At 37.3% G+C, this 22,100-nt stretch carries 24 protein-coding genes; 6 read left to right on the top strand and 18 right to left on the bottom strand.

All coding sequences use genetic code 11. The annotated features are described in order from the left end of the window. Positions 1–5: 5 nt before the first annotated feature. The 4 genes from thiF to MTT30_RS03180 are packed head-to-tail and all read left to right on the top strand — an operon-like array spanning position 6 to position 3,384. The gene (gene thiF / locus MTT30_RS03195; RefSeq protein ID WP_429800963.1) at positions 6–857 is read left to right on the top strand and encodes a sulfur carrier protein ThiS adenylyltransferase ThiF; all 852 of its coding nucleotides are present in this window, start codon (positions 6–8) and stop codon (positions 855–857) included. After that, a complete protein-coding gene (locus MTT30_RS03190; RefSeq protein ID WP_374220221.1) occupies positions 811–1,623 on the top strand; it encodes a thiazole synthase in 813 nt (270 codons plus the stop codon). The genes thiF and MTT30_RS03190 overlap by 47 nt, the downstream gene beginning before the upstream one ends. Beyond that, positions 1,623–2,777 (top strand): 2-iminoacetate synthase ThiH, encoded by a 1,155-nt coding sequence (gene thiH / locus MTT30_RS03185; protein WP_429800962.1) that lies wholly within the window; start codon positions 1,623–1,625, stop codon positions 2,775–2,777. Before MTT30_RS03190 ends, thiH begins: the two co-directional genes overlap by 1 nt. After that, a complete protein-coding gene (locus tag MTT30_RS03180) occupies positions 2,764–3,384 on the top strand; it encodes a thiamine phosphate synthase (protein WP_429800961.1) in 621 nt (206 codons plus the stop codon). The genes thiH and MTT30_RS03180 overlap by 14 nt, the downstream gene beginning before the upstream one ends. 304 nt (positions 3,385–3,688) lie before the next feature. Here the strand turns inward: MTT30_RS03180 and mog are convergent, their stop codons facing one another. From mog to MTT30_RS03130, 10 genes are all read right to left on the bottom strand, one after another. Further along, on the bottom strand, positions 3,689–4,228 hold the full coding sequence (mog, locus tag MTT30_RS03175; protein ID WP_429800960.1) for a molybdopterin adenylyltransferase: 540 nt from the start codon (positions 4,226–4,228) through the stop codon (positions 3,689–3,691). 10 nt (positions 4,229–4,238) lie between these two features. Then, the gene (locus MTT30_RS03170) at positions 4,239–5,891 is read right to left on the bottom strand and encodes an ATP-dependent metallopeptidase FtsH/Yme1/Tma family protein (RefSeq protein ID WP_429801803.1); all 1,653 of its coding nucleotides are present in this window, start codon (positions 5,889–5,891) and stop codon (positions 4,239–4,241) included. Beyond that, a complete protein-coding gene (gene mtaB, locus MTT30_RS03165; RefSeq protein ID WP_429800959.1) occupies positions 5,878–7,116 on the bottom strand; it encodes a tRNA (N(6)-L-threonylcarbamoyladenosine(37)-C(2))-methylthiotransferase MtaB in 1,239 nt (412 codons plus the stop codon). Before mtaB ends, MTT30_RS03170 begins: the two co-directional genes overlap by 14 nt. Further along, the gene (locus MTT30_RS03160) at positions 7,116–8,705 is read right to left on the bottom strand and encodes a mechanosensitive ion channel domain-containing protein (protein ID WP_429800958.1); all 1,590 of its coding nucleotides are present in this window, start codon (positions 8,703–8,705) and stop codon (positions 7,116–7,118) included. Before MTT30_RS03160 ends, mtaB begins: the two co-directional genes overlap by 1 nt. Next, positions 8,702–9,739: a 3-dehydroquinate synthase gene (gene aroB, locus MTT30_RS03155; protein ID WP_087577007.1), complete on the bottom strand. Its 1,038-nt coding sequence runs from the start codon at positions 9,737–9,739 to the stop codon at positions 8,702–8,704. Before aroB ends, MTT30_RS03160 begins: the two co-directional genes overlap by 4 nt. Positions 9,740–9,741: 2 nt before the next feature. Further along, entirely contained in the window at positions 9,742–11,160 is a 1,419-nt protein-coding gene (locus MTT30_RS03150; protein ID WP_429800957.1) for a COG3400 family protein, read from the bottom strand. A gap of 93 nt (positions 11,161–11,253) precedes the next feature. After that, positions 11,254–11,814 carry an ABC-type transport auxiliary lipoprotein family protein gene (locus MTT30_RS03145; protein ID WP_148798557.1) on the bottom strand — a complete coding sequence of 187 codons (561 nt, stop codon included), beginning with the start codon at positions 11,812–11,814 and terminating at the stop codon, positions 11,254–11,256. Then, the gene (locus MTT30_RS03140; RefSeq protein WP_429800956.1) at positions 11,811–12,743 is read right to left on the bottom strand and encodes an MlaD family protein; all 933 of its coding nucleotides are present in this window, start codon (positions 12,741–12,743) and stop codon (positions 11,811–11,813) included. The genes MTT30_RS03145 and MTT30_RS03140 overlap by 4 nt, the downstream gene beginning before the upstream one ends. After that, complete coding sequence (locus MTT30_RS03135; RefSeq protein WP_087585848.1) at positions 12,744–13,484, bottom strand: ABC transporter ATP-binding protein; 741 nt, start codon at positions 13,482–13,484, stop codon at positions 12,744–12,746. It abuts the gene before it with no gap. After that, positions 13,481–14,587: an MlaE family ABC transporter permease gene (locus tag MTT30_RS03130; RefSeq protein ID WP_429800955.1), complete on the bottom strand. Its 1,107-nt coding sequence runs from the start codon at positions 14,585–14,587 to the stop codon at positions 13,481–13,483. Before MTT30_RS03130 ends, MTT30_RS03135 begins: the two co-directional genes overlap by 4 nt. A 77-nt stretch (positions 14,588–14,664) precedes the next feature. Between MTT30_RS03130 and tgt the strand changes: the two genes are divergently transcribed. Both tgt and MTT30_RS03120 read left to right on the top strand, forming a co-directional pair. Then, entirely contained in the window at positions 14,665–15,795 is a 1,131-nt protein-coding gene (tgt, locus tag MTT30_RS03125; protein ID WP_429800954.1) for a tRNA guanosine(34) transglycosylase Tgt, read from the top strand. Continuing rightward, on the top strand, positions 15,785–16,483 hold the full coding sequence (locus tag MTT30_RS03120) for a CorA family divalent cation transporter (RefSeq protein ID WP_429800953.1): 699 nt from the start codon (positions 15,785–15,787) through the stop codon (positions 16,481–16,483). Before tgt ends, MTT30_RS03120 begins: the two co-directional genes overlap by 11 nt. Before the next feature lie 202 nt (positions 16,484–16,685). Here the strand turns inward: MTT30_RS03120 and rplS are convergent, their stop codons facing one another. From rplS to waaA, 8 genes are all read right to left on the bottom strand, one after another. Continuing rightward, on the bottom strand, positions 16,686–17,042 hold the full coding sequence (rplS, locus tag MTT30_RS03115; RefSeq protein ID WP_021090978.1) for a 50S ribosomal protein L19: 357 nt from the start codon (positions 17,040–17,042) through the stop codon (positions 16,686–16,688). Positions 17,043–17,050: 8 nt separating this feature from the next. Further along, positions 17,051–17,743, bottom strand: a complete 693-nt coding sequence (gene trmD / locus MTT30_RS03110; protein ID WP_429800952.1) for a tRNA (guanosine(37)-N1)-methyltransferase TrmD — start codon at positions 17,741–17,743, stop codon at positions 17,051–17,053. Then, positions 17,740–18,270 carry a ribosome maturation factor RimM gene (gene rimM, locus MTT30_RS03105; RefSeq protein WP_429800951.1) on the bottom strand — a complete coding sequence of 177 codons (531 nt, stop codon included), beginning with the start codon at positions 18,268–18,270 and terminating at the stop codon, positions 17,740–17,742. The genes trmD and rimM overlap by 4 nt, the downstream gene beginning before the upstream one ends. Then, positions 18,263–18,505, bottom strand: coding sequence for a KH domain-containing protein (locus MTT30_RS03100; protein WP_072594183.1), 243 nt, complete (start codon positions 18,503–18,505; stop codon positions 18,263–18,265). The genes rimM and MTT30_RS03100 overlap by 8 nt, the downstream gene beginning before the upstream one ends. Beyond that, positions 18,505–18,732, bottom strand: coding sequence for a 30S ribosomal protein S16 (gene rpsP, locus MTT30_RS03095; RefSeq protein ID WP_009293992.1), 228 nt, complete (start codon positions 18,730–18,732; stop codon positions 18,505–18,507). Before rpsP ends, MTT30_RS03100 begins: the two co-directional genes overlap by 1 nt. A gap of 72 nt (positions 18,733–18,804) precedes the next feature. Beyond that, on the bottom strand, positions 18,805–20,145 hold the full coding sequence (gene ffh, locus MTT30_RS03090; protein WP_429800950.1) for a signal recognition particle protein: 1,341 nt from the start codon (positions 20,143–20,145) through the stop codon (positions 18,805–18,807). 62 nt (positions 20,146–20,207) lie between these two features. Then, complete coding sequence (locus MTT30_RS03085) at positions 20,208–20,966, bottom strand: pseudouridine synthase (protein ID WP_429800949.1); 759 nt, start codon at positions 20,964–20,966, stop codon at positions 20,208–20,210. Further along, positions 20,963–22,099, bottom strand: a complete 1,137-nt coding sequence (waaA, locus tag MTT30_RS03080) for a lipid IV(A) 3-deoxy-D-manno-octulosonic acid transferase (RefSeq protein WP_429800948.1) — start codon at positions 22,097–22,099, stop codon at positions 20,963–20,965. Before waaA ends, MTT30_RS03085 begins: the two co-directional genes overlap by 4 nt. Between the last annotated feature and the right edge of the window lies 1 nt (position 22,100).

Below are 22,100 nucleotides of genomic sequence, written 5' to 3'. Positions count from 1 at the left end.
AGAAAATGATAGAGATTGTATTAAACGGCGCAAAATTTAAGGTGCCGGTAAAAAGCCTTGGCGAGCTAAAAGAGCTTGCTCTTGGCGATAAAGAGAGTGAAATTTATAAATTTTTAGAGAAATTTAACGCGACAAAGCCAGATATTTTTATCGTTGATGGCTTTGCCATAAAAGAAGATAGCGAGCTAAAAGATGGCTCAAACGTCGTATTTATAAGGCGTGGCGTGATGCCTGAGCGTGAAGTTTTACGCGCGATGATCGCTTCAAGAAACAGCCCTGAACTAAATTTAGCCCTAAGTAAAGCAGTGATCGGCGTAGCTGGACTTGGTGGTCTTGGCTCAAATATCGCGCTAAGCCTTGCAAGAGTTGGCGTAAAAAAGCTAGTGCTTGCCGACTTTGACGTCGTTGAGCCAAGCAATCTAAACCGCCAGCAGTATTTCGTCCGCCACATCGGCTTAAAAAAGACACAGGCGCTTAAAGAGCTGATAAATGACGTCAATCCCTTTGTCGAAGTCGAGACTCACGATATATTTTTGGACGAAAAAAACGTGGCTAGCGTATTTGGCGAGTGCGAAATTTTATGCGAAGCCTTTGACAACGTTGCTGGCAAGGCGATGATACTAAATGAAGCTGGGGCAAGCTTAAAAGATAAAAAGATCATCGGCGCCTCTGGCATGGCTGGATACTTTAGCTCAAATCTCATAAAAACCATAAAATTTGCCAAAAATGTCTATCTTTGCGGTGACCTCACAAATGAAGCAAAGATCGGTCAGGGGCTGATGGCGCCACGCGTGGCAATCTGCGCAAATCATGAGGCAAATTTGGCCATTAGGCTACTTATGGGTTTGGAGGCGTAAGTTGCAAAATGATAGCTTGATCCTTGGTGGCAAAGAGTTTCAAAGCCGCTTTATCCTTGGCTCTGGCAAGTACTCGCACGAGCTCATCGACTCAGCCGTAAACGAGGCTGGCGCGCAAATTTTAACCCTTGCTCTTAGGCGCATAAACGAGAGTAAAGAGCGCAATATACTTGACTTTATCCCAAAAGGCGTGACGCTTCTGCCAAACACAAGTGGCGCTAGAAACGCCAAAGAGGCCGTTCGTATCGCCCAGCTCGCACGTGAGCTTGGATGCGGCGAGCTTGTTAAGATAGAGATCATAACTGACTCTAAATTTCTCTTTCCAGACAACGCTGAAACCATAAAAGCGTGCGAAGCCTTGGCAAATGACGGCTTTGTGCCAATGCCATATATGTTTCCAGATCTAAATGCCGCAAGAGCGATGCTAAGCGCAGGAGCTAGCTGCATCATGCCTCTAGCTGCACCAATTGGCTCAAACCAAGGGCTAGTTTTTAAAGATATCATTGAGATTTTGATAAACGAGCTTGATACGCAGATCATAGTTGATGCAGGCATCGGTAGGCCCTCACAAGCGTGCGAAGCGATGGAGATGGGAGCGGCTGCGATCATGGCAAACACAGCCATAGCCTCATCTAAAAACATCCCGCTCATGGCAAGAGCTTTCAAAGAGGCGATCATCGCTGGTCGCAACGCCTATCTAGCAGGCCTTGGTGCAAAGAGTAAAAGCGCAAACGCCTCATCTCCGCTCACTGGATTTTTAGACTGATGAAATTTACAAGAACCGACCACATGCAGCTACTACCTCACATGCAGGACGTTGGCAGTGAGATCATGGATGAAATTTTAAAAGAGCGCGCGAACTACAAACCTGAAATTTACACCGAGGCTGACGTAAAGGCAGCTCTTAATGCAAAGCACTGCTCGCTTGAAAATTTAAAAGCCCTGCTCTCGCCTGCTGCAGTGCCATTTTTAGAGCCAATCGCCCAGCTTGCCCAGGCAAAAACAAGGGCAAATTTTGGCTCAAACATCACGCTTTTTACACCGCTTTACATAGCAAACTACTGCGATAACCTCTGCGTTTATTGCGGTTTTAATGCTAAAAATAATATAAAAAGGGCAAAGCTAAGCGACGAGGAGATCACAAGGGAGCTAAGAGAAATTTCAAAGAGCGGCTTAGAAGAAATTTTGATCCTAACTGGCGAGAGCGAGACCAACTCAAGTGTCGCCTACATCGCAAATGCCTGCGCTTTGGCAAAGAAATTTTTTAAAGTCGTTGGGGTTGAAATTTACCCGCTAAACTCAGACGGCTACGCTCTGCTTCACAAAAGCGGCGTGGACTATGTGACCGTCTTTCAAGAGACCTATAATCCCACAAAATACGAGAAAATTCACCTTGGTGGCAACAAAAGAATCTTCCCATACCGCATAAATGCGCAAGAGCGAGCGCTTCTTGGAGGCATGAGAGGGGTTGGCTTTGCCGCACTTCTTGGCATAGATGACTTTAGACTTGATGCCTTTGCGACTGCACTTCACGCAAGCTTAGTTCAGGAAAAGTATCCACACGCTGAGATCGCATTTTCATGCCCAAGACTTCGCCCTATCATCAACAACAACCGCATCAATCCACGTGACGTGGGTGAGCGCGAACTTTTGCAAGTGATCTGCGCTTATAGAATTTTCATGCCAACAGCTAGCATAACTATCTCAACCAGAGAAAAGGCGAAATTTCGCGATAACGCCATAAAGATCGCCGCAAATAAAATAAGTGCTGGCGTAAAAGTAAGCATCGGCGCTCACGGCGAAGAGAAAAAGGGTGACGAGCAGTTTGAGATAAGTGACAACAGAAGCGTGGATGAGATAAAAGCAATGATAAAAGCAAACGGACTAGAGCCATTAATGAGCGAGTATGTCTATGTTTAAAATTCTCTGCGTGGCTGACTTTGAAAGCTATGAGGGTGATGACTTTTTAAAGAGAATTCAGCTACTTTGCAAGGCTGGCGTGGATGAAATTTTACTTCGCGCAAAGGGGCTAAGCGAGGCTAATTTTTACGATCTTGCTAAGGTTGTGGCTCAAATTTGTGAAAACTACCGCAAGAAATTTATCATTAATCAATTTTTTGACGTAGCTTGCAGGCTAAAGAGCAACTTTTGGCTCACTTCAGCACAGCTTAACTTTTTTAAAAATCACAGCATTTTTTTGGATGAATTTAAAAAAACAGCTAAAATTTACGCCCCAGCTCACGACTTAGAGCAGTCTAAAATTTCAGCCTCTATCGCTGACGTGCTAGTTGCTTCTCATATATTTGCTACTCCTTGCAAAGAAGGCCTAGAGCCAAAAGGGGTAAATTTTATAAGCGAGCTAAAAAGCTTTTATAAAGAAATTTACGCACTTGGCGGACTAGATAGCAAAAACTACAAAGAGGCCATAAAAGCTGGCGCAAGTGGCGTTTGTTTTATGAGCCTAGCAATGAACGGCGATCTAGAGCTTATAAAAAAGATAACAGAGAGCAAAAACGAGCAAATTTAGCTTACAATGCTTAAATTTTATATAAAATAATACATAAAATTTTACTAATTTTTCTAGTGATATAACCATTTTATATCTAGTATATGTAGTGCTATAAAGCCTGGTAACACATATAGTAAGAGTACAAAAGCATCAATAAACTAAAGAAGTGAAAAGATGACAAAAAACAAATGCGACTAAACATGGAGATATAACCTGTTCTAGCTTAAAATAAGTTAACACACAAAAAGCTAAATTTTAATAAAAAACCACTGCCTATCCATAAAAGCAGTGGCTTTAAATTTAGCCTCTTTGATAAACTAATTTACGAAATTTTCTTTTGTTTTGGACGAAATACTTTCATGACATTTTCGTCAGTTTTAATAAATGCCCCCTCAATCAAGTCAATGCAGTATGGCACCGCTGGAAATACCGGCTCCAAGCACTCTTTTATCGCTTTTGGCTGACCTGGTAAATTTATGATGAGCGCGTGCCCTCTGATGCCTGCTGTTTGGCGTGATAGGATCGCTGTTGGGACGTATTGCAGGCTTGCAGCTCTCATTAGCTCGCCAAAGCCTGGCATCATCTTCTCGCAAACCGCCTCAGTAGCCTCTGGTGTCACATCTCTAAGAGCTGGCCCAGTACCGCCAGTAGTTAGCACAAGGTCGCAGCCAAGCACGTCCACCATGTGCACAAGCCTCTCTTTTATCAGCTCAAACTCATCTGGTATAACCTCGTAAAAGTACTCACGCTCGCTCACTATCCAGCTATCAAGCACATCTTTGATCGCTGGGCCTGATTTGTCCTCATATGTTCCTTCGCTTGCACGGTCTGAGAGAGTTAATATACCTATTTTTGCTTTCACTTTTTCTCCTTTAATAGTTTTCGTTTAAAATTTTTGCCAGCGTCTCTTTATCTACACTCTCGTACGCTAGCAGATATGAACTGATCTTTGCAATCTGCTCGTTTGCACCCTTTAAAAAAGACATAATCTCTTCTTTTGCTTGTTTTAAAATTTCTTCTACATCATTTGGATTAGGGACAAATGAACTTCCCATACCGTATTCATAAACCATTTTTGATGCGATCTCTTTGGCTAAATTTAGATCACTGCTCGAGTTTGAAAAAATATCATTTTCATCTATTTCAAGCTTACACATGCCAGAGATTAATACTTTAATGCGAGATATCATCTGCGACTTAGACTCGATCTCTTGCTCGGTTGCCATAAAGCGGTCTTCAATGAGTGAAATTTTTTCAAATTTTACATCAAACCAGTATGCACTAAGCGCCTTTGCACCTTGATAGACGGCTTGGATTTTTTTCTCACTCTCGCTGTAGCTTAAAACCTTTTTCTTGCCGAGCAAGACCTTGTTTAAAACAGCCTCAAAGTCCCTTATCTTAAGCACGCTCTCGCCGTTTCTTAGGGCATTTATCGCAGCTTCATTTACAAGCGTACTAAGTGCCGCACCTGAAAAGCCAACGCTCATTTTGGCGATATCCTCAGCGGCCACTTCGCAGTTTTTATCTTTTAGATATGTGTTTAAGATCGCTACTCTGTCGTTAAAATCAGGCATAGAAAGAAAAATTCTCCTATCAAAACGCCCTGATCTAAGTAGTGCCTCGTCGATCATTTCGATCCTGTTTGTTGCGGCTATCACTATGACGCCCGAGTTATCTTCAAAGCCATCCATCTCGGTTAGTAGCTGATTTAGAGTGGCTTCTCGCTCGTCGTTTCTAGTCCCACCCCTGCTCTTACCAACGGCGTCTATCTCGTCGATAAAGATGATTGAGGGCGCATAGGACTTGGCTCTACTAAAAAGTTCTCGTACTCTTTTTGCACCCATGCCAACATAAATTTGAACAAAGCTTGCACCGTTTTGATAAAAAAATGGTACATTTGCTTCGCCAGCAACTGCCTTTGCTACAAGCGTCTTACCAACGCCTGGAGGGCCGATCATCAGTACGCCTTTTGGCATTTTAATACCAAAATTTCTATATTTTTGTGGATTTTTTAGAAAATCAACTATCTCGCTAAGCTCGCTTTTGACCTCACTAATACCTGCCACATCGCTAAATCTCACATTTGAGATGACTGGCATAGTGTTTTGATTTAGCACGCTTTCTATCTCAAATGCGCCCTCTTTTTTGCTAAGCAAGCCCTCCTCTTTTTTCCTGATACTTCTAAAGATATAAGCGTACCAAAGCACGAAGCAGACAAAGATGATAAAACCCCAGATCATGCCAGGAGTGATGTATTGCTTAGTCTTTTCAACAGGCACTTTTTTAATAAGCTCTTTTAGATCGATGCCCTCTTTTATGATTGAAAAACGATTGTTTTGTGCATAAAGCACGACTTCATCATCATTTATTACAGCGCGGTCTATAAAATTTCCATCCATTAGCTGCATATATTGCGAATATGTGATATTTCGTGGCTCTTTGCTAACGGCAAATAACAGCACGCTGATTAATGCGATAGCTGCGATTATTAGGATATTTTTTTTATTAAATTTAAATTTTTGCATAATTGGCATCTGGCTTAACTTCATATTCGCTTACCTCCACCCACTCTTTTGTTATATCTTTTTGGCTTAAAATTTTAGCTTTGTTGTAAAACTGATCAAAACCTTCGTAAAATTCACCATTTTTTTGCTCGACTAAAATTTTCAAAGCTCCGTTATGTTTTTTTCTAAAATTTTCATTATTTTGCAAAGTAATGCCTTGTAAAATTTTTAGCCTACCTTTTGCCACATCGCCACTAACGTTGCTTTTTAGCGTTGCTGAGTGCGTATCACGCCTTGGCGAATAGACAAAAGCATGCAGATGTGTGATAGGAAATTTCTTAAAATTTTCCACAGCCTCTGCCCAAATTTCCTCACTCTCACCAGGATGACCCACGATATAGTCCGTACCAAGGGCAAAGCCAAGTGAGCTAAGCTCATTAAAAAGCTCCAAATCGCTAAATGCGTTATTTCGTCTTCGCATGATCTTTAACATCGCCTGACTCGTGTGCTGAAGCGCGATGTGCAAATGACGCTCCAGCCACTCTTCTTTTAAAATTTCTCTAAAGCTCTCATCTATCTGGCTTGGCTCAATACTTCCGAGCCGAATACGTCTAATGCCAGAAATTTTACCCAAGTTCGCCAAAAGCTTACCAAGAGAGCTATTTGTATCTTTACCGTAACTGCCTATATTCGTGCCAGTTAGCACAAGCTCATTATATCCGTTTTGAGCTAAAATCTTTGCCTCTTTTAATATCATAGCCTCATCCATGCTTCTAGCCCTGCCGCGCACTGAAGGGATGATGCAGTAGCTGCAGCTAAAGTTGCAGCCTTCTTGAATTTTTATAAAAGCCTTTGTGTGATTTTCGTAATTTGTAACTATATTTTTATCAACTGAGTTTAAATTTCCAAGCTCAAAAAATGGCTTTTCTTGCTTTAAAAGCTCATTTAGATCGCTCTTTTTACTAGCTCCAAGCACGCCAAATATACCGCTATTAAATAGCTCTTTGCCCTTGCTAACCGCACCACATCCAGTCAGCACCACCTTTGCCCCACGCCTTTTTACGCCGTTTATGTAGTTTCTGACACCGCTATCGGCAGAATTTGTAACAGTGCACGAGTTTATGACCACAATATCAGCGCTCTCTTCGTCGTTTGTGATCTCGTAGTCCTTGATGTAGCTTTTTAAAAGCTCAGTATCATAGATATTTGTGCGACATCCAAATGTTTTAAAAAATATCTTTTGCATTAAGAATTTTCGCTCTCTTGCTCACTGTGAGCGGTATGATCGCTTGGATTTTCTTTTTTACCTATAAACATGGTTTGTGTTGGATAAGCGATCTTTATATCATCTTGAGATAAAAATGCCTCTATTATCTCTGCACTAATAGTGCTTCTAAGAGCCAAAGTCGCATAAGAATTTGCCATATACCAACATGAGACATTTATACCATAAGGCTCAAAAAATGTATAAATTCTTGGCTCGACATTTGGATTTTTGATACTGTATTGGCTTCTTAATTTATTCATTTGACGTTTTGCGATATCAGTATAGCCTTTTGAGTATTTTTTAACGACATTTCTTGCTAGATACACAGCTTTTTTATGATTACTATCAAAGCTAATAACGATATCTATACCATCCCAAACGGTCTTCATACCATAATGAGCATAGTTTGCGATGAGGTCGGTAAAGATATAGTTATTTGGCACAAAGATAATTCTACCTGCACGGCGGTTTGTCTTATAAGTCGAGTAGCTAACATCCTCAAAAACGGTCAGCCTAAGTAAAGAGATGTCGATCACATCACCTACAAATTCACTACCATCATGAAGCACCCTTATCCTGTCACCTACATGTATAGAGCCACCAAACATGATCACCATCCAACCAAGCATGCTCATAAACATATCTTTCATCGCAATGGCGATACCAGCTGAAGCAAAACCTAGCACGGTTACTAGATATGTGACGTTTTCGATATACGAAAAAAGTAAGATTATAATGATAACGGTGATATTTAAAACGTTTAAAAATTTATTGACCGTGTAAAATCTCTCATTATCAGTAATTGTTCTTTTAACGATAAATTTGGCGATAAAGGTTAGTCCGATAGTCAAAAGAATGATGATAGCTGTATAGCCCATACTTAAAAACTGAGCTTTTATATCAGAGGTGGTTAAATTTATAGCCTCATCAGCCCTTTTTTCATAGACATTATAAGTTGTATCAGCAATCTGTTTTGCCGCTTTAAAGTCGCCTATTTCTTGTTTTACCAAGTTTAGACTTTCCCTATTTTGTTCATTTTCTTCTATCAAATTTAGTCTATTTAGTAAATTTTCTTTTGTTTCAAGCTTTTCCAAAAGCGTATCAAGCTCTTTTATATGCCTTTGATACTCGATCTTATCGCTCTTTATCTTTTTGATATACGAAAAGCCAGATATAAGTGCAACAGGACTTGTTATCCTTGGTGGAGTATCCATTTCAGGAGCTGCTAGCATATTTGAAAATGGCGTCTTTTCATACTCTTTTAGTAAATTTATCTGCTCTTTTAGAGTTTGGATTCTCTTTATGATATCGCTGCCTCTTCTTGAGCTTTTGTCCAGTTTCTTTAGTTCATTCTCGTTTTTTTCAAGCTCATCAATAAGCCTTTGATAAGTGTTATAGTTAGCATATCTTGTGATCCAGATATTGTTTTTTAAGGAGTTATCTAGATTTGAAATATCTTTTATAAGCTCGTTATTTTGTAAATTTTGCGAGATATTTTGCTCAAGCGTAACGTTTTCTTCAGCATAAAGGGCAAAGCAAAAAAGTATTAAAACTAGGATCTTTTTCATTTAAATTCTCTTAAAATTTTTAAAACGTCTTCTTTTTTGACGTCATTTTTGATGATCGCACTGCCGATTTTATCTGCAATGATGAAATTTATCTTATCATCTTTTGTCTTTTTATCCATAAAAAATGCCTCGTAAAATGCATATTCATTTTCTATTTTGTAGCTTACTGGAAGGCCAAATTTTACCAAAACCTGTTTGACACCCTCTGCTTCTGCCTCGCTCATGAGCCCTAGTCTTACACTTAAGCGATTTGCCATATTCATGCCTATTGCCACCGCTTCGCCGTGTAAAAATTCTTTATAATTTGTCTCATTTTCTATAACGTGAGCAAAGGTATGGCCGTAGTTTAGGATAGCTCTTAGCCCCTTTTCCTTCTCATCTTGCTCAACCACTTTTGCTTTTAAAATTACCGACTTTTCGACTAGCTTGGCTAAATTTTCATCATCTAAATTTACGATCTTTAGCCAATCAAACATCTCTTTGTCAAAAGTTATCGCCATTTTTAAAGCCTCAGCCACGCCAGCTGCAAATTCTCTTTTTGGCAACGTTTTTAAGAAATTTATCTCGCAAAAAACTGCTTTTGGCTGACAAAATGAGCCTATTAAATTTTTACCAAATTTGTTATTCACACCGGTCTTTCCGCCCACACTCGCATCAACTTGTGCCAAAAGTGTAGTTGGGATATTTATGAAATTTATCCCTCTTTCATAAATGCTCGCCGCAAAGCCAGTCATGTCGCTTATGACGCCACCACCAAAGGCGATTAGCGTAGATGAGCGATCAAATTTACTAACAAAAAGCTGCTCTAAAATTTGTTCTAACGTCTTTAAATTTTTATACTCTTCGCCGTCAGGAATGCTTATGATAAATTTCTCATCGCACTTTAGAACGCTAAGTAGTTTTTCAAGGTGAAGACCGGCCACTTTAGCATTTGTAACGATACCAACCTTGCCTTTTAGTTCTAGTCTCTCAAGCTCGTTTATATAAATTTTATAGCTTGACGCTTTTTCTTTAAGATTTAAATTTATCTGCATTTTTACTCACTTACTGGCACAAAAAGCTGTGCATTTTGGCTTAGTTTTTTATAAAGCCTATTTAAATTTGTCGATAAAAAGGCAAATGCCCCACCATTTGCCACGCTTTTAGTAAACATTACAAAATGAAGCAAATCTTTTGTATTTTTTAGTTTTACAAGCGGATTTTTAAGATTATGATTTTCTATCTTTATACGCTTAGAAAATAGCGCGCTAATGCTCTCAAAATGCTCTCTTAACGCCTCATCATCGCTGTGTTTATTGTCAAAATAGTAAAATTTCATCTCCAAATCAAGCTGTGCACAGCAGTCAGTTATCACAGCTGATTGATTCTCCACTTCTTGACTTTGATCGCCTAGTATCACGCCCTCTTTTATATTTGAGAGCAAAATTTTACCCGTTTTTAGCACTGGAAGTTTTAGCTCGTAAAACAGCTTTTTAAATTTAAAAAAGTATTTATCATCGCTTAAGATTAGGCCGATGTCGTGCTTTAAAACATCATATTTTATAGATTTGTTATCACTATTAAAATAATCCATCAAAACGATGATACTTTTCTCTTTTATCGCTTTTAAAGTATCTAAATTTTCACCTAAAGTTGGATTTATCACTCTAAAAAAAAGGCGTTTATTATTTAGCTTTGAATGCAAATACAAGCTATCATTTATGAGCTTGCTAACACGTTCTTTATCCATTGAGATCATATCGATCAGCACATAGATATTGCTACCAAACGGGCTTGGAAACTGTCCACTTTCACGCTTGATCGAGCGGTAAACATTTTGAAGTACGTTTGGATCGCCGACAATTAGTAAAATATCGCTTGGCTGTATCATTACATTTGGCTTTGGCAAGATGATCTCGCTGCCTCGATATATGAGAGCTATTCGCCATTTCTTTTGAGCTACTGAGCTAATGTGACGGTACATATAAGAGCTACCTATTGGCACCTTAACTTCCATGATCTCGCCCTCACTAAGCCCGATATTATCAGCTAAAACCGGCAGATCTGGTAAATAGTCCATAAGCCTTGATGCTGCAATATCTCTGATATCAACCACGCTTAAGTGTTTATCGTTTGCAAATATTTCTTTGCATTTTTCATCAAGCTCCCATGAGCTCATAAAAACAGTCTCGGTCTTTGTGCTGATCTGTCTTAAATTTTCATAAACAGCAACCGCCTCATTTTTATCATCACAAACTATACAAAACTGACTAAAATAGCCATCACTTATGCTTTTTAGCTTTGAAAGACTAGTTGGATCAAACTGGTAAAATGTAAAATTTTCATAATTTGATTTTTGGCTGTAATCTTCGCTTGAAACAACGATATAGTGATGTAAATTTGATTTTGTTTCAAGCAGTCTGTTTAAAAAATTTCTTGCAAAAGTTCCATCTGCGATTATTAAAATTTTCTTCATCAATTCTCCGTATTTTAAAGCTCACATTATAACAAAAGGTCTTTAAAATAAGCTATTTTGGCTATAAATTTAGAAATTTACAGCCAAGAAAATTTAAGAGATTATTTCAGAGATTAGTGTGTCGATTGCTAAATTTGTAGCCTTATTTATCGTATCAAAAATAGTACTTGAGCTTGGATCTGGGCAGAAAATTTCTTTTGTGATCATGCCTGATTTTAGCGAAGTGTTTGCATTAAACAGCTCATAAGCTAGCGAAACTTCGGCCTTGTCGCCTCTTATTTGAAGAGAGATGATGCTTACTTTTAGTCTAAGATCTTTTGCATTTGGTGAAAATATCGGCTTAGCAGCACAGTTTGAATAAAGCCCTTTTACAAGCGATTTATAGACCATTTCGCTTGGCTCAGAGACAAATTTAGCATCACTTAGATATCTGATTTTATTATTTTCAGCCACGATCAAAATTTTTCTAGTATCGACCATATCAAGGGCGCTCACATTTTCGATAAAGACATTTTTTAGCTCTTTTTGCTTGTTTTCAGCTGAGCACTCTTTGTTTGAATAGTGGATTTCATACATCGTAGCTTGCGGTACATCTGTCTTTAGTGAGCAGCCAAAAAAGAAAAAAGCAGCCGCTATGTATATCAAATTTCTCATTTCTTATCTCCTTTGTCGTTTAAGACCGGATTTGTGAAGAAAAACTCGTAAGGATTATCTTCGAGTCTTTGAAGCGCACCTCTAAACTCCCGAAGCGTCTTGTCAAATCCATTTAAAAAATCACTCGCTTCTCTTAATAACGGTCCAACTGTATTTCTAAGGTCGTACTCGCCGTCTTTTGCTTTTGCGGTGATAAGTTCTTGCAACGAATTATATCCATTAATAGCCGAATTTGCCGATATAAAAACTTGGTTTGCATTTGAAATTAGAGTGTTTAAATTTTTAACAAGCTCTTTTGTGTCGGTTTTGTTTAAACTATCTGTAAAATTTTTCACATTTTTAACGATACTATCAACCTCACTTAGCCCCTCCTCATCTGTTAAAACTTGTGTAAATTTATCAATATTTTTAAGGATCGACTCAACGTGTTCGATATTTTCAGGAGAGAAAAAGTTATCTACTTTATCGAGTGTTTGATTTATCTTTAAAGTGATGTTTTCTGCATTGTTTCCAAGTTTTGAAAACAAGCTCTCTTCAAGCTGCAAGATAGGCTTTTGATCTGGTGAAAAATCCTTAGTGCCACGGCTTATATTTATACTAGCAACGCCACTAATAGCCTGAACTTCAATACTTGCAATACTGTCAGCCTTGATCGGCAGATCTTCTCTTATCTTCATCGTGATATTTATAAGAGCGTTTTTATCATCAACAAAATTTATATTACTGACCGTTCCAGCTGGTACACCGATAAATTTAACTGTTGAATCAACCTTTAGACCACTTGGTAGCTCGGTTGTATGGATGTAGTACTCTTTAAAATCAACCTTTGTGTTGTTTTTGCTAGTCATCCACCAGATAAATATCGCAAATACTGTAAGGCAAGCCATAAAAAACATGCCAACAATGGTATAAGAATTTCTATTTTCCATCTACTTTTTCCTCATTTTAAATAGCTCTTCAAGTGGGTTGTTTTTAAGATATTCAAGCTCTTTTATATTTCCCTCAAAGGCTATTTTTTTGTTATCTATTATCAAAAATCTATCCAAAATATCAAAAATACTATCAGCATCATGAGTCACCATGACAACAGTCACGCCGATACTATCACGAAGCTCTTTTATGAGCGCGTCCATCTGGCGTGAGCTAACAGGATCAAGGCCGCTGTTTGGCTCATCTAAAAATAGCACCCTTGGGCTTAGAACCAAAGCCCTTGCTAGCGCGGCTCTTTTTTTCATACCACCACTTAGCTCACTTGGATAAAGCATAGAAACCTCTTTTTTGAGTCCAACTTTTTGTATCCAAAACATCGCTATCTCATCAATCTGACGTTTGTTAAATTTAGAGTACTCATGAAGCAAAACGCCCACGTTATCAAGGATCGTCATCGAGCTATAGAGTGCGCCAAATTGAAACATCGTTCCACTTTTTAGCTTTATCTCTTGCTGCTCCTCTTGACTACTTTTCCACATATTGACGCCATCAAAAAATATATCGCCCTCGCTTGGCTTTTTTAGATATATCATCGTCTTCATAAGCGTCGTTTTACCAGCACCACTACCGCCTAAAAAGCCGTAAATTTCAGCCTCTTTAACGCTCCAGCTCACATTATCGTGCATTATCTTGTCGCCATAACTTGTTGTTATGTTTTTTCCAACTATTATCTCGTTCATATCTTTAGCCACATAAAAATTATCGCGAAAAAGGCATCAAGCGCGATAACCCAAAATATCGCATTTACGACGCTAACTGTTGTCATTGCTCCAAGGCTTTGGGCGTTTTGACTCACACCAAAACCTCTCATACACCCAATGATCGCTATTACCGCACCAAAAAATGGAGCTTTTATCATACCAACGGTAAAATGTCTAAGCTCAACCATCTCACGAAATCTATTTAGATAGTCACTAAAACTGATATCAAGTATCGTTTGACAAATGATCATCTGCCCCAAAATACTTATCGCATCAGCTATAAAGATGATGACTGGCATGCAAAGCACCATGGCGATGATGCGCGGCAGTACCAAAAAGTTAAACGGCTCAAACCCCATCGTCTTCATCGCATCTATCTCTTCAGTTAGCTTCATAGCACCTATTTGTGCAGTAAAACTGGAAGCTGACCTACCTGCAATAACGATAGCAGCTATAAGCGGAGCCACTTCTCTAAGCGTAAGCATCCCCATGATCTCGACTATAAATATACTTGCCCCAAAGTTTGCAAGCATCGCACTACCAAGATACGCAAGCACGACACCTATCAAAAAAGCGGTGAGTGATACGATAAAAACAGCATTTACGCCACCATCTTTTATATAGTTGCTAAATTCCCTAAATCTAAGACTGGCTGGATTAAATAAAATTTTTACGCTTTTTATCAAAAATTCGCCCAAAAATGTACCAAACTCAGCTAAATTTACAAAACCTTCACAAATTTTTTCACCAAGTCGTGAGAAAAAATTTAGACTATTATGCGGTGGCATATAATTAAAATCGATCTTTTCATCATTTAAAAGTTCGCCCATCGCCCTTATCTTCTCGTCATTTGTAATAATCTCAAATTTCTTACCGCTTAGTGCATTTCTTAAAAGTATCAAAACAGCGTAATCAATGCTTTTGAGCTCACAAAAATCAAATTTAACACTACCTCTAAATCGCGAAATTTTCTTAAAAATACCTTGTAAATTTTTCGCATCTTTATAGCTAAACTCACCTATAAATTTTATAGTCTGAGTGCTATTTGCTTTGGTAAAAATGATGTCATTTCTCTTTTGCAAAAAGTTCCTTTGCCTTAAAATTAGCGGATTATATTATAAATTTGTTAAAATAGAAAATCAGAAAATAAGGGATAACAATGAAATTTGAAGTTATAAAAAAAGATGATAACGCAAGACGTGGCGTACTAAAGACAGCCCACAGCGAGATTCAAACGCCAGTTTTTATGCCAGTTGGCACGGTTGGTGCGGTTAAAAGCTTAGACGCCTTTGATATGAGTGAAATTTTAGACGCAAAGATAATCTTAGCAAACACCTACCACATGTATCTGCGCCCCGGAAGCAAGGTCGTGCGCGAGTTTGGCGGACTTCATGGATTTTCTAAGTTTGAGCGCTCTTTTTTAACAGATAGCGGTGGATTTCAGGCATTCTCGCTTAGATCAAACACCAAAAACGACGATGGTGGGATAAAATTTAAAAGCCATATCGACGGCAGCACGCACTATTTTACGCCAAGATCCGTTCTTGATACGCAGTACGATCTAGGTAGCGACATTATGATGATGCTTGATGATCTGGTCGCCTTGCCTGCTGAGCCAAAAAGAATCGATCTAAGCATAAAACGAACGATAAAATGGGCAAAAGAGGCGATTGATTATCACAAATTTATGCAAAGCAGGGGCGTTGGCTTGCAGCAAAATATCTTTGGCATCGTCCAAGGCGGCACCGACTATGAGGCACGTAAATTTTGCGCGCAGGCGCTAAACGAGATGCCATTTGACGGCCTTGCGATAGGTGGGCTAAGCGTTGGCGAGAGCAATGAGGCGATGTATGACACGGTTGAGGCAGTTATGCCATTTATGGATGAGCTTAGACCTCGCTATCTAATGGGCGTTGGCACACCAGAAGATCTTGTAGAAAACGTGGAGAGAGGCGTTGATATGTTTGACTGCGTCATGCCAACTAGAAACGCAAGAAACGGCACGCTATTTACTAGCTTTGGCAAGATAAATATAAAATCAGCCAAATTTATAAACGACCACGCGCCAATCGACCCACAGTGTCAGTGCTATACCTGCAAACGCTACTCCAGAGGCTACCTAAACCACCTTTTTAAGGCTAGGGAGCTAACGTTTTTTAGACTAGCAAGCCTTCACAACCTGCACTACTATCTAAATTTGATGAAAGAAATGAGAGAGGCGATCGAGGCTAGCGAATTTACCAAATTTAAGAAAAATTTTTATGCTAAAAGGGTAAAAAATGAGCTATAAAAGTTCAGTTTGTGGATATTTTTATGGCGATGAATACGACTATATTTTACTTGTTTCTTTCACACAAAAACAAAGCTATAAATTTTTATTTAAAAATAGCAAAATTTACAAAGAAGATTTTGATCACGAATGCGATAAAAACGAGTTTGAAGCGGCCCTTAAAAAACTATGTAATGAATATGCAAATAAAATTTTAGAGCATCAAGATGAGCTAAATGAGTATGAAAAAATTTATGCTAGTCGAAAAAACTTTAATCAATTTATCAAAAGACACCACTTTTTAAAATACGAGATTAGAAAATTTCAAAACAAGATATCTCACTTTTATGAGACACTTTCGATTTGTCAGAGCGAGCAACAAAATTTAAAAAAAGAGCTTAAAAATAGTACTCATGAGGCAAATGTTTTTAGAACAATGGCCAATGAATATGCCTGCAGAATAGATGATATTTATACATTTATACAAAGTATAAAAAACGACAAAATCAATCAAAATATTTACATTTTGACAATGATATCAGCTGTAATGCTGCCACTAAATCTGATAACTGGTTTTTTTGGCATGAATACACAAGGCTTACCATTTAATGAAACTAAAAATGCTACTATGATAGTTGTATCAATAATGTTTGGAGTAATTCTTTGTTGTGTTATTTTTTTATTTTGGTATACAAATAAGAAGAAGTAGAAAATAAATAAATTTAGTATATAAGATAAGGTATCTGAAACTTTATATAGAAATTTTTTATATATTTTAAATTTTTATATAGTGGTAAAAAATAAATGGATTTTTATTAATATTAAAAACGATAAAAATATTTAACAGAAAATAGAAATTAGATTTAAAAAGGTTGAAAAGTCCTGAATAGGCTTCAGGACAGATAGTAAGATTATTTTCTAAGTTCGCGGATTTTAGCAGCTTTACCACGAAGGTCACGTAGATAGAATAATTTAGCTCTTCTAACACGACCTTTTCTAAGAACTTTTATCTCTTCGATAGAATCACTAAAAATTGGAAAAATTCTCTCAACGCCAACACTATTAGCGCCAATTTTTCTAATGATAAATGTTTCACCAGTACCGCTACCACGTCTAGCTATACAAATGCCTTCAAAATTTTGAATTCTAGTTTTATCGCCTTCGTGAATACGAGTAGCAACACGCAATGTATCTCCTGCACGGAAGTCAGGAATATTTTTACTAGCAATTTGAGCATTTTCAAATGCTTCAATGTATTTATTTCTCATGTTTTTCCTTATTTATGTGGCTTAAGCTTTTGATATAAATCAGGGCGAAAAAACCTTGTTTTGCAGTGAGCCATCTTATTTTTTAAAGTGTGGATTTTAGCATGGTTACCCTTTAAAAACTCTGAAACCACAAAGATTGATCTAAAATTATCAGGCTTTGTAAAAGATGGAGCCTCAAGCAAATTATCCTCAAAACTCTCAACTTCAAGGCTCATGTCATTTCCTAAAACTCCAGGTACATTTCTTGATATTGCATCACTCATACAAAGCGCAGGAAGCTCTCCGCCAGTTAAAACAAAATCGCCTATGCAAAAAACTTCATCCGCCCAAAGCTCAACAACTCGTTCATCAAGGCCTTCATATCTACTACAAACAAAACAAATATGTTTTTTTTTGGAGAGCCTCTTTGCGTCATTTTGATTAAATCTTTTACCAGCTGGCGTTAAAAATATCACATGAGCATTTTTATCTTTTTCTTTTAAAAATTTAATCGATTCATCCAAAGGCTGTGGAAACATCAAAAGCCCTGCTCCACCTCCGATCATATAATCATCAACTTTATTATGCTTATCCTTAGTAAAATTTCTTGGATTTATAAAATCAATTTCAATAATTTTATTACCAATTGCACGTTTTAAAATAGAATCACAAAAATAAGGTTTAACTAAATTTTCAAAAAGTGTAATAAACGTAAATGTCATGAATTTTCTAAAATGGCTCTAGCACCCTTTACCAAAATCTCTCCACTATTCAAATTTACACTTATAATAAAATGCTCTAAATATGGAATGTAAAAATTATTTGGTTTACCACCCAAGGTAAGCTCTTCGTCTGTTTTTATATATAAAAGTGAATTTGCAAAATTATCTTGGATATCTTCTACAATACCCAAGATTTCACCATTTTCTATAACTTTTAAGCCAATAATATCAAACTGAAAAAATTCATTTTTTTTTAATTTGCAGTTTTTTCTAGTGAGCTCTTTTGTGGTATATATAGTTCTATTTACAAGCGTTTTAGCAAGATCTAAGTCATCAAAATTTTCAAATAAAACCAGCTCTTTTTGTCTATTATAGTCTTTTATGACGAGCTGATCATTGTTTTTGTCAAAAAAGGTTGCACCTTTTTTAAACTGTTCTGGGAAGTCGCTATTATTGTGAAGCTTTAAGTAGCCCTTTAAACCAACACATTTTCCGATGGTAGCGACTTCAACAATATCACTATTCAATAGCTTTTACCGTTACCCTATAACTTGTATTATCTTTGGCTTTACAACCAATAATAACGGTCTTTATAGCGTTTATCATTTTGCCATCTTTACCGATAAGTTTTCCTGTATCAACCTTGTCTGCACTTATAATTATCTCAGCAAAATTTTCACCAAGTTCCTGACGATCAACACTTACTTTATCAGGAAAATCAGCAATCAACTTGGCATATTCGTATAAAAAATTTTTAACCATTATTTTGTAATTTGTGCAACTCTATCGCTAAGTTTAGCACCAACGCTTTTCCAGTAATCTAATCTCTCTTTATTGAAATTTATAACATTTGGCTCAACCATAGGATTGTAATAGCCAATACTTTCTATCCAGCCACTATCACGTCTTTTTCTACTATCTGTAACAACTATACGATAAAAAGGTCTTTTCTTACGTCCCATTCTTGTTAGTCTTACTACTGTTGCCATATTATATTTCTCCTCTTGTTTTTAAATAAAGCTTAAATTTGGATAACAAATATCCAAATTTAAACCCTTTTATTAAACAGGTCTTTTAAGATTTGCTTGAGAAAGCATATTTGCAAGTCCTTTTGCTCCACCTTTTCCTGAAAATTTCTTAGCAAGTTTTGAGGCATTTTCAAACTGCTTTAAAAATCGATTTACCTCTATCTGAGAAAGTCCAGAACCAGCCGCTAAACGTCTTTTTCTACTATTATTCAAAAGTTCAGGATTTTCACGCTCTTTTTGCGTCATAGAGTTTATCATAGCCTTAATATGTAAAATTTCTTTTGAATTATCAAGATCTATATCTTTTATCTGATTTGCAATATTTGAAAGACCAGGTATCATCCCCATCAAAGACTTCATGCTACCAAGCTTTTTAACGCTTTCCATTTGATCTAAAAAGTCATTAAAGTTAAACTGACCTTTTTTTATCTTTTGATTTAGGCGTTTTGCCTCTTTTTCATCGATAATAGTCGATGTTTTCTCTACCAAAGTAGCTAAGTCACCCTCACCCATTATACGGCTTACAATGCGGTCTGGTATAAAACTCTCGATATCAGCTACTTTCTCGCCGGTACCGACAAATCTAAGTGGAATATTTAGCTGTTTTGCAATACTAATAGCTACGCCACCTTTTGAGTCAGAGTCAAATTTAGAAAGGATAACTCCAGAAATTCCTAAAATTTCATTAAAACTTGTAGCTGTTTTTACTGCATCTTGTCCGCTCATGGCGTCAGCTACGTAGAAAATTTCATGTGGATTTATTGCATTTTTTACATCTTTTATCTCTTGCATCAACTTTTCATCGATCGCAAGACGACCAGCGGTATCCACTAAAATCACATCATAAAGGCCACTTTTTGCTTTTTCTAGTGCTTCTTTAGCTACTTTTATAGGATTATTTTCATTTTCTATATAAAAAAGATCGATCTCATTTGCAACGCAAAGCTGCCTTAACTGCTCAACTGCCGCTAATCTTTGCAAGTCACAAGCAGCAACTAAAACTTTTTTCTTTCTTAGTTTTAGATAGTTTGCAAGTTTTATAGTTGTCGTTGTTTTACCGCTACCTTGCAAACCAGCCATTAAAACAATGGTCGGTGCAACTGACGCATATACAAAGCCTTGGTTGCCAGGAGCTGTTAAAATAGTCGTCAAATTTGATTTGATCGCATCTAAGAAATTCTTTTGACCAACACCAGTTTGCTTTAGTTCGCTTTCGATAGATGTGAGTAGATCTTTGGTGACTTTATGATAAACATCAGCTTTTAAAAGAGCTTTTTTGAGCACGTCAAGTGCGTTTTTTAGAGCTTTTTCGTCATCTATAAAACGTATCTTACTAACGGCTAATCTAAAAGACTCGCTAATTTGTTCGAACACTAATCACCTTTCTAAGTTGTTATTAAAGGGCGTATATTACTAAATAATTTCTTTATTGCTCTTTAAATTTCAAATTTATTAAATAGCTCAAATCCAAGAGAGCTGAATTCTTTTAGGATAGGCGCTTTAAATTTATAGTTTAAAAGAGCGATAGAATAGGCATGCAAAAACATTCTATTTGCCCTATTCTTGCCGTATTTCTCATCGCCAACGATAGGTAAATTTAAGCTAGCCAAATGCACTCTTATCTGGTGCGTTCTGCCTGTTTTTATGGCAACTTTTACAAGCGTTTTTTTACCTGTAACCATGAGTGGTGAAATTTCGCTGATCGCCTCTTTGCCATCTTTTGATATCTTTGAAAAAGCGCCATTTTTATTTTTTATCGTTAAGATCGGCTCATTTACGACCACTTCCTCGCTCATAATACCTCTAACTGCGGCCACATAAATTTTCTCAACCTTCATCTTTTTAAACTCATTTATGGCAAGCGCTGCGAATTCATTATTTTTTACAAGAAGCAGCACGCCACTCGTATCTTTATCGAGTCTATGAAGGAGTGGAAATTTATAAATTTGACTGATTTTTTCACTAGTTATGGTAGCAGGCTTATTGATGGCTATTAAATTTTCATCCTCAAAAATAATGCTTGGCTTTGGCATCTCTTCAACGCTAAATTTGGTATTTTCACTCATCAAGGCACGAGCGATCATCACTTTTTGGCCTTTAGCATAGACTAGACCGCTATCTATTAGCTCCTTTGCCTCGTTGTTTGAGATATTTTTTTGCTTAGCTAAAATTTTATACGCTTTTTCTTCACTCATAAAGTGCTCCTTATATCTTCTATGATCGCATCAGCGCTTGCTTGCACAGCGATCTTGCTCTTTTTAGCATCACTACCCATTATGCCACCGATCTCGCTTGCCTTTGCGATATAGATGTTTTCAACTAGGCTAAATAGCGCCTTTTGGTTAAATATAAACTCGCCACTTATTATTACTGGGTTAAATTGTGCGCACTCGATTGGATTATGCCCACCGATATTTGGCACAAAACTGCCTCCAAGCACGACTATATCGCTAATAGCATAGACATTTACAAGCTCACCTAAAGTGTCAAGCAAATTTACTTTAGCTTCAAATTTATACGTTTGACTAAATTTCGCAAAGCTAAAATCATGCTTTTTAGCGTAGTCGCCTGCTATCTTCTCAACCTCTGCGAACCTCTCAGGATGGCGTGGTGCGATTATTAAAAGATCATTTTCTTTTAAATTTAAATTTTCTAAAACCATCTCTTCTTCGCCAGCATGAGTACTTGCCAGCACGATCACTCTTGCTTTTGGCTTTTCATAAATTTTACTCACGCTTGGCAAAAACGCAGCTTTTATGTTGCCAACAACCTCTATTTCACCTGCTCCAAGCGACTTTAGCCTCTCTTTATCAAGCTCGCTTTGGACGTAAATTTTGTCTATAAATTTAAAAAGATATCTATAAAAAAAGCCAAATTTTAAATAACTTTTATAGCTTCTATCTGAAATTCTAGCGTTTATCAGTATTACACGGCTACCCTTTAGCTTTGCCATGAAAACTAGCATGAGCCAAAGCTCAGCCTCAAAAATAACTAAAATTTTGCTCTTTTTTAGCCAAAATGGCAAAAAAATTTCAAATGGCAAAAATCTCGTGTTGGAGCAAATTTTACTTGCCGCTTCAAAGCCCGTATTTGTCACCACGCTTATGGCTTTACTGTCAAATTTTTGTATCAAAGGTTTAAGCGCTTGCACCTCGCCAAACGAACAAGCGTGAAAATGCACATCTGCATCTTGAAATTTAGGATTATTAAAGAGGAAAAAACGTGCTGGAATCGACTTATGATACTTTTTTTTAAAACTTAAAATAAATAGAAAGATAGCCCCAAAGAGATAGAGTATTGAGGCTAGAAAGTAATATATTATTATCACG

Origin of the sequence: Campylobacter concisus (genome assembly GCF_050447445.1) — a bacterium.
In the GTDB taxonomy this organism is placed as follows: domain Bacteria; phylum Campylobacterota; class Campylobacteria; order Campylobacterales; family Campylobacteraceae; genus Campylobacter_A; species Campylobacter_A concisus_BI.
Note: the sequence above shows the minus strand (reverse complement) of the source record. Positions and strands in the feature narration are given on the sequence as shown.